We start from the raw sequence: 8,307 nt of genomic DNA, 5'->3' as shown, positions 1-8,307 counted from the left end.
CAGCAACTTCGCGGCGGTGAACAACAGGATCAACGCGAAGATCAGGAACGCGAAGTCCAGCGTCTGCAACGCCGCCGCACCCAACGCGATGAAGACGCTCCGCAGCACCAGCGCCCCGGCGATGCCGAACAGCAGCACCCGCTGGGCCAGCTCCGTCGGCACCGCGAACGCGGCCAACAGCAGCATGAAGACGAAGAGGTTGTCCACCGACAGCGACTTCTCGACCAGATAGCCGGTGAGGTAGTGGACGCCCGGCTCGGAGCCGAACTCGGACCAGACCCAGGCACCGAAGGTCAGCGGCAGTGCGATATAGAAGGCCGACCAGCCCAACGCTTCCTTCAGCGACACCCGGTGCGGGCGATGCGTCACCGCGAAGTCGAGCACCAGCAGGGCCAGCACCCCGACGATGGTCACCGTCCAGAGCAACGGCGTGCCCACGGAGTGAAGTTCACCGGCGGAGTAAGACAATTCGGGCATGGGCCTTCCTCGAACACCGTGCATGTTCGAGGTCTCCTTCACCCACCGTTCGTGGGCAACCACCCGAGGCACACCCGGGGTGCGCCGTACTGACCGGTATGGTTCGTGGGAAGTACTCCCCTCGTACCGCCAAGGTTAGGACAGCCCGACCCCGGCCGCCAGGCGTCGGCGCGCGGCGCGTCGGCATGACGGTGCCCCGCCCGCTCCACACGAGGTGGGCGACACCGGCCGGGGCGCGACCGTGGTGGAGATCACCGAGGGCGTCGTCCCACGTCACCGACAGCGATCGCCCCGAACGGGGCGGACACGAACGCCGACGTCTTTCCACGCCGAGGCCGCACGCCCGGCCGCCGATCGGTATGGCCTGGGCCACGCCGGGCGGATTGTCGGCGTACCCGGCATGCGTGCCGGGTAGCTACGGAACTTTGCACCGACCAGCGCCACCTGCGGAGGTGATCGGATGACCGGGACGTTGCAGCAGCTCGTCGACCGCAACGACCTCGAGATGATCCGTGGGTGGTTGGACAGCAGACCGCCGTACGAGATCGCCGACGAACTCGCCCGACTCGACGCGGTCGCGGCCGGGGTGCCGTTCCGGCTGCTCGACAAGGACCCGGCACTCGCCGTCTTCGAGGAACTGGACCCGGTGGACCAGCAGCGCATCCTGGTGGGGCTGCGCGACCAGGCGTTCCACGAGTTGGTCGAGGAGATGGACCCGGACGACCGGGCCCGCATGCTCACCGAGGCGCCGGCCAAGGTCGCCCGGCGCGTCCTGGCCGGGCTGTCGCCGCGCGAGCGACAGATGACCGCCGAGCTGCTCGGTTATCCGCCCGGCTCGGTCGGGCAGATCATGACGCCGGAGGCGGTCGCGCTGCCCCGGCAGGTGACTGCCGCCCAGGCGCTCGACGTGGTGCGGCGCAAGGGCGCCGAGGCCGAGACCGTGTACGTGTTGCCGGTGGTCGACCCGGGCCGTCGCCTGGTCGGCGTGGTGGAGTTGCGGGACCTGGTGCTGAGCGCCGCCGACGTGCCGGTGGCCGATCTGGTCGACACCCATGTCTTCCGGGCCCGCGCCACCGACCCGGCCGAGGAGGCCGCCCGCCTGATGCGGGAGACCAACACCATCGCCCTGCCGGTCGTGGACAGCGAGGACCGGCTCGTCGGCCTGCTCACCATCGACGACGCGATGGAGATCATCGAGGCGGCGGACACCGAGGACGTGGCCCGTCAGGCCGGTACCGCGCCCTGGCCCGGCCACTACATGGCGGTGAGCGTCTGGCGGTTGGCCCGCTCCCGGGCACCCTGGTTGCTGCTGCTCATCGTCGCCTCGGTGCTCACCGTCAACGTGCTCCAGGCGTTCGAGGCCACGCTGTCGCAGGTGACCGCGCTGGCCCTGTTCATCCCACTGCTCGTGGGCACCGGCGGGAACGCGGGTGCACAGGCCACCACCTCCGCCGTACGCGCTCTCGCGCTGGGCGAGTTGCGCGGCTCGGACCTGCCGGCGGTGATCTGGCGGGAGTCCCGGGTCGGTCTGCTGCTCGGCGCGTTGCTGGCAGCGGTCGGCCTGGTCGTCGGCGTGGTCGTGGTCGGTGGTGAGATCGCCCTGGTCGTCGGCGTCTCGCTGGTGATCATCTGCGCCTGGGCCGCCACCGTCGGCGCCACCATGCCGATGCTGGCCAAGCGGCTCCGCATCGACCCGGCAGTCGTCTCCGCGCCGATGGTGACCACGCTCGTCGACGCCACCGGATTGATCATCTACTTCGGTGTCGCGCACGTCGTGCTGACGTTCTGACCTGACCCCCGACCTGCGCTGGCACCCGGCGGGCCACGTGACGGGCCCGCCGGGTGTGGCGGTGGTTCAGCGTTGCAGGGTGAGCAGTCCGGGGCGGTAGGGCAGGAGGCCGTAGTCGCCGCCGGAGCTGGGGGAACGTCCCTGGTAGAGCAGTTGCAGGTTGCAGGCGTTGACGGTCATGGTCTGGTCCGCGTTGGTGCGGATGAGTTCGCCGTGGCTGATGTCGTTGGTCCAGGTGGCGCCGCTGTTGGCCTTACCGGCGAAGGGGTTGCTCTCGGTGGCCGCCTGCGGCGTCCAGGTGCCGCCCAGGCTGGTGGCCGTGAACGAGCGGAAGAACCGCCCCTGGGCACCCATCGCCTCGACGAGCATGAGGTAACGGTTCTCGCCTTCGAGCTTGTAGACCTGGACGCCTTCGAAGAGGTTGGCCGTGGTGTCGGTCATGATCGTCGTGTAGTTCGAGCCGAAGCTGCCGGGGAAGTTCCCGATGGGCATGCTGGCCCGGTAGATGCGGCCGTTGTCCCCGGCGAAGAAGAGGTACATGTTCTGGCTGTCGCCGATGACGGCCTGGTCGATCGGGCCGGTGTTGGAGTTGGAGATGCTGCCGCTGAACAGCGTCTGCGGTGCCGACCAGCTGTTCACGTTCGTCGGGTTGGTCGACGTCCGGTAGGAGAACGCCGGGCCGCCCCACTGGTAGGCCAGGACCCACACGTTGCGCGGCGCGAAGTAGAACAGCGACGGGGCCACGGCGTTGAACGGCATCTGGTTCTGGCTGGCCGAGCCCATCTGGTTCCAGTTGGAGAACAGGCCGAAGTTCATCGACCCCCAGCTCGTGCCGAAGTCGTGCGTGGTGCCGTAGACCAGGTGCTGGCCGTTGTAGGGGGCGTGGGTGAAGTCCTTCAACGACACCCATCCCGAGCGCGGCTGCGCCAACGCACCCGTGGACGACCACCGGTACGACGACGGCAGGGAACACGTGCCCGGTGGCGGCGTGGTCGGGGGCGGGGTGGTCGGCGGCGGCGTGGTGGGCGGCGGGGTCGTCGGTGTCGTGCCGCCGTTGCAGGCCACACCGTTGAGGGCGAAGTTGGTCGGTGCCGGGTTGCTGCTCGTCCAGGAGCCGTTGAACCCGAAGGACACCGAGCCGTTGGTCGGGATCGCGCCGTTGTAGCTCACGTTCCTCGCGGTCACCGCCGTGCCGCTCTGCGTCAACGTGGTGTTCCAGGACTGCGTCACCGTCTGCCCGGCACCGAAAGACCAGGTCAACGTCCAACTGCTCAACGGATCGCCGAGATTCGTGATCGACACGTTGGCACCGAATCCACCCTGCCACTGCGACGCCACGGCGTACGTGACCGAACAACCTGCCGCTGCGGCGCCGGCCGGCGGCGCGACGACGGCCACCGCCGACGTCGCCAGCATCGCCACGCCGGCCGACACCAGACTGGCATTGACCATTCTGGATCTAGCCATGAAGCATCCTTCCCAGCACGGAATCGACCGACGCATTCGCGAAGGTCATTGTTAGGTGAGCGTTAACATACGTGTCAGGCATGCTACGGGAGCGCTCCCAACCCCTCAACCTTTGACGCCGATGGATGCGATTTAGGTCTTTGCGCCCATCCGAGGCCGGTGCCGCCGCCCACGCGCACCTGGGTACGCGTACTCAACCCGGTCCGGCCCGCGCGCTCAGGTGTCGGCGCGTCGGCGCGAACAGGATTGGCGACATGGCCGAACTGCCGCACCGACACATCGCCCTGGGTACCGCCGAGTCGCCGCTGCCGGCGCTGGCCGCGCGGTGCCGACAGACGACGCTGGCGACCGGCGGTCGCGCGGTCGCCACGCTGACCCGGCTCGCCGGTCGCCACCCCGCCGGATGGCGGTGGCTGGCCCGGCGGCACCACTCGCTCCTGGACCGGCTGGCCGCGGCGAACGCCCAGGCGTTCTGCGAACGGGCCGCTCGACAGGTCCCCGCGTACCGGTCCTTCCTGCGCACCCGCCCGGCCCGCGCCCGCCGCAGACTGGCCGACTTCCCGGAGACCGACAAGCACGGGTACGTGGCGGCCTACGACTCCGCCGCGCGGTGCTGGCAGGGCCGCATGCCGACCCGGGGAGTGGTGGTCGACGAGTCGGCCGGTTCGTCCGGGCGGCCGTTTAACTGGCCCCGGGGCGCCCAGGAGCTGCGCGCGGTGCACCGGGACATCGCCGGCTACACCGGGCTGGTCTTCCCGATGCGCCGACCGTTCGTCATCAACGCGTACTCGATGGGGGCCTGGGCCACCGGGACCACGACCGGCGCGGCGATGTCCCGGATCGCGGTCGTCAAGAACACCGGCCCGGACCTCGGGAAGATCGTCGACACGCTGCACGAGTTCGGTCCCGACTACGACTACCTGGTGACCGCCTACCCGCCGTTCCTCAAGCACCTGCGGGACCGGCTCGACGCCGGCGGCTTCGAGTGGGGGAAGTACCGCGTCTTCGCCAGTTGCGGGGGCGAGGGCATGACCGAGGCGCTGCGCGACTACCTGGAGCAGCGGTTCGCCCTGGTCCGCTCCGCGTACGGGGCCTCGGACCTGACCATTGGCATCGGTGCCGAGACCCGGTTCACGGTGTGGCTGCGGCGGCGGTTGCAGACCGACCGTGGGCTGCGGGCCGAGCTGCTCGGTGCCGACGAGCAGCGGCTGCCGATGGTGTTCCAGTACAACCCGTTCTCCACCTACCTGGAGACGAACGACCGTCGGGAGCTGGTGTGCACGGTCACCGGTGACGTGCTCCAGCCCCGACTGCGCTACAACATCGGCGACGAGGCGGTGCTGGTGCCGTACCAGCGGATCGTGGAGCTGGCACACGCCGACCCGGTCCGCCGGGCCGAGTTCCGCACCGCCGTCTCCGTCGAGCGGATGACCCTGCCGGTGCTGCTGCTGTTCGGCCGGCGCGACTCCACCGTCTCCTACCTGGGGGCCAACCTCTATCCCCAGGACGTCGAGTACGGCCTCTACACCGGCAACCCGCACGCCGCCGAGATCAACCGCTTCTGCCTGACGTTGGTCGAGGACGCGTCGCTGGAGACCCGGCCGGTGATCCACATCGAACTGCGCCGCCCGCTGCCCGAATCGCAGCGCGACGCGCTCGTCGCCGCCTGCCGCAGCGGCGTACGCCGGCACCTCACCTCGGTCTCCCGGGACTTCGCGCAGTCGCTGCTGGAGGACCCGACCGCCGGTGACCTGCGGGTGGAGCTGCACGAGCCGGGCAGCGGCCCGTTCACCGGCGAACAGAAGATCAAGAACGTCTACCTGGTGAGGTGATCATGCGTACCCGTGACTTCTCCCGCGCGCCCGCGCAGGCCCGCGCCGGCGCCATGTTCATCGGCGGGACCCGCTACGCCAACCCGCTGGTGCTGCTGCGACTGGCCCCGGACTGGTTCCGGATGGTCCGTGACATGCGCCGGATGTCCGGCTACTGCTGGCACACCGTCTACTGGCAGTTCCCGCTCACGCTCGGCACCATCGCGTTCTTCACCGACCGCGACGCGATGCTGCGCTTCGCGCGTACCCGCCACCACCGGAAGCTGATGGCCTGGCTGACCGACGGCACCCGGAACGCGACCGCCGGATTCATCCGGCTCTACACGGCCTCGCCGGACGGGTACTCCAACGGCACCTGGCGTGCCGAGGGACCGGAGATGGGGCACATCGACACGTTCACTCCGCTCGGTGCGGAGACGACCGGCCCGGCGGTGATCCGGTGAGTGCCGACGCGTACCGCTTCGAGCGGGTCACCTGCCGGCGTGGCCTGCGGGAGTTCCTCGGGCTCACCGACCGTCTGTACGCCGACGAGCCGCGTCACGTGCCCACTCCGCGCCAGCAGATCCGGCAGTGGTGGCAGGACGGCACCCCGATGTACGTGCTGCGGGACGCCACCGGCACGGTGGTCGGCCGGACCACCCTGCACACCGACTCGGCCTTCGACGCCAAGATCGGCCGCCGGTGTCAACTCTTCGGGCTGACCGAGTTCACCGCCCCGGCCGCCCGACCGCTGTTCGAGGCGATCTCCGCGCACGCCGACCCCGACCGGGACCTGCTCTTCGGCCCGGTGGCGCTGCTGCCCAACCAGGCCGGTGGCGTGATCACCTCCGGGTACGCCGAGCGCGGCTTCGTCGACAGCGCCTGGAACCCGGCGCACTACGCGGCGGCGTACGAGGCGTACGGGTTCCAGCGCCGGTTCGAGTCCGACACCTGGATCTGCCCGGTGCCCACCCCGGCCGAAGCGGCGCCACCGGTACGCGTCGACCCGGACGGGGCGCGGATCGAGCTGCACCGGGGTGACGTACGGCGTCTCGACGACCAACTCGACCTGCTCCGCGGCATGTTGAACGACTCCTTCGCCCAGCTCGGGTACTACACCCCGATCTGCGCCTGGCAGCTCCGGCGGCAGACCGACGGGCTGGCGTACCTGCTGGACGAGTCGTTGCTGCTCTATCTGACCCGGGACGGTCAGCCGGTGGCGTTCACGCTGTGCGTACCGGACATCAGCGAGTTCATGGTGGCGGTCCGCGGCGACCTGCACCTGGTCAACCAGATCCGGCTGCTCGGCACCCGCCGCCGCTACCGGCGGGAGGCGGTGCTGATCGTCAAGGGTGTGGTCCCGGAGTACCAGGGGCGCGGCTACCAGCGGTTGCTCTCCACACACCTGCACCACAACCTGCACACCGCCGGCTACACCGCGCTGCGCAGCACCTACGTCGGTCGGGACAACCCGGCGTCGGCGGCCCAGTACCGGCGGCTCGGTGGCCGCCCGTTGCACGGCTACACCTTCTATGCCAAGGAGCGGTAGGTGGACGTCGCCGCGTTCCGCGCGCTCGAACCGCTCTGCTGGCGGGCACCGAGCGCGCACAACACCCAGCCGTGGCGGCTGCGGTACGAGCCCGGGCAGATCCGGGTCGGGTGGAACCCGACGTACGCCCTGCCGGCGGCCGACCCCACCGGTCGTGACCTGTGCCTGTCCCTGGGCACGTTCGTGGAGACCTGCCTGATCGTCGCCGCCGACGCCGACCTGCCGCTGGAGTACGTCGCCGACCGCGACGACCCGTGGGTGGGCTGGTTCCGGCCGGCACCGAGCCGCTACCCGACGCCCTTTCGCACCACCGAGGTCTGGGATCGGCGTACCCACCGGGGCGGTTTCGTCGGCGGGCCGGACAGCGACGCGCTCGCGGCGGTGGACGCGGTCGCCCGGCAGGCCGGCGGCAGCGTCCGGACCGTGCCGCACGCCGACCGCCTCGGCGCTCTCCTGCGCGAGGCCGACCGGCAGGTGTACGCGGACCCGGCGGTCGTCGCCGAGCTGCGCCGCTGGCTGCGGCTGACCCCCGCGCATCCCGGCTACCGCGCCGACGGCCTCACCGACCGCTGCCTCGGGCTGTCCCGCCCGGCCGCGAACGGGCTGCGGGCGGCGCTGGCCGCGTATCCGGCGCTACGGCGGCTGGGGTTGCCGAGGCTGCTCGCCGCCGCCGAAGACCCGCTCGCCCGAGGCGGCGACGTGCTGGTCCTGGTCGCGCCCGAGTGGCTGGACCGGACCGGGCAGGTGGAGTTCGGGCGGGTGCTGCTGCGGTGCTGGTTGACGCTGCACGCGGCCGGGTTGGCGGCGCACCCGCTGAGCCAACTCGTCGACGTCGCGGCCACCCGGACGGCGCTCGGCACGCTGTTGGACGTGGCACCGGACCGGCTGCTGCACGTGACCAGGGTGGGCCACCCCACCCGACCGGCACCCCGATCCGCACGCCGCGTCACCGGCAGTGAGCACCCAGCGCCGCCCCGATGTAAGGAAGGGACCCTTTCAATACACCAGGCGTTAGTAGGGGACCCCTCCTTACACCTCGGACGCCGGCCGAGCGACAGCCAGGTTGCGGACGGTCACCTTGGAGGCGACACGTCGCAACATTGACATCGTTCGCTGACACGGCATACATTCGTGCCGATCTGGCAAGCGCTTTCATCACCGCCCCCGTCCTGGGCACAGCTGGGCGGCCTTCGCCGCACTGTGGGAGCGCTCCC

At 70.4% G+C, this 8,307-nt stretch carries 7 protein-coding genes; 5 read left to right on the top strand and 2 right to left on the bottom strand.

Annotation, left to right across the window (positions count from 1 at the left end):
• A partial coding sequence (locus tag ACWDVW_RS27865; protein WP_449954575.1) for a TerC family protein occupies positions 1-477 on the bottom strand: 477 nt, incomplete at its 3' end.
• Positions 478-937: 460 nt separating this feature from the next.
• Between ACWDVW_RS27865 and mgtE the strand changes: the two genes are divergently transcribed.
• Entirely contained in the window at positions 938-2,266 is a 1,329-nt protein-coding gene (mgtE, locus tag ACWDVW_RS27860) for a magnesium transporter (RefSeq protein ID WP_449954573.1), read from the top strand.
• A 66-nt stretch (positions 2,267-2,332) separates the two neighbouring features.
• Here the strand turns inward: mgtE and ACWDVW_RS27855 are convergent, their stop codons facing one another.
• A complete protein-coding gene (locus ACWDVW_RS27855) occupies positions 2,333-3,733 on the bottom strand; it encodes a non-reducing end alpha-L-arabinofuranosidase family hydrolase (RefSeq protein ID WP_449954570.1) in 1,401 nt (466 codons plus the stop codon).
• 254 nt (positions 3,734-3,987) lie between these two features.
• Between ACWDVW_RS27855 and ACWDVW_RS27850 the strand changes: the two genes are divergently transcribed.
• Genes ACWDVW_RS27850 through ACWDVW_RS27835 form a run of 4 tightly spaced genes read left to right on the top strand, consistent with a single transcriptional unit; the run spans position 3,988 to position 8,197 of the window.
• A complete protein-coding gene (locus ACWDVW_RS27850; protein WP_449954567.1) occupies positions 3,988-5,565 on the top strand; it encodes a phenylacetate--CoA ligase family protein in 1,578 nt (525 codons plus the stop codon).
• A gap of 2 nt (positions 5,566-5,567) precedes the next feature.
• Positions 5,568-6,008, top strand: coding sequence for a DUF4188 domain-containing protein (locus ACWDVW_RS27845; protein WP_350699051.1), 441 nt, complete (start codon positions 5,568-5,570; stop codon positions 6,006-6,008).
• Complete coding sequence (locus tag ACWDVW_RS27840) at positions 6,005-7,093, top strand: hypothetical protein (RefSeq protein ID WP_449954564.1); 1,089 nt, start codon at positions 6,005-6,007, stop codon at positions 7,091-7,093. Before ACWDVW_RS27845 ends, ACWDVW_RS27840 begins: the two co-directional genes overlap by 4 nt.
• Entirely contained in the window at positions 7,094-8,197 is a 1,104-nt protein-coding gene (locus tag ACWDVW_RS27835) for a nitroreductase (RefSeq protein WP_449954561.1), read from the top strand.
• Positions 8,198-8,307 lie beyond the last annotated feature (110 nt).

This window comes from Micromonospora sp. NPDC003241 (assembly GCF_053589795.1).
This window is presented reverse-complemented; position numbering and strand designations above follow the sequence as displayed.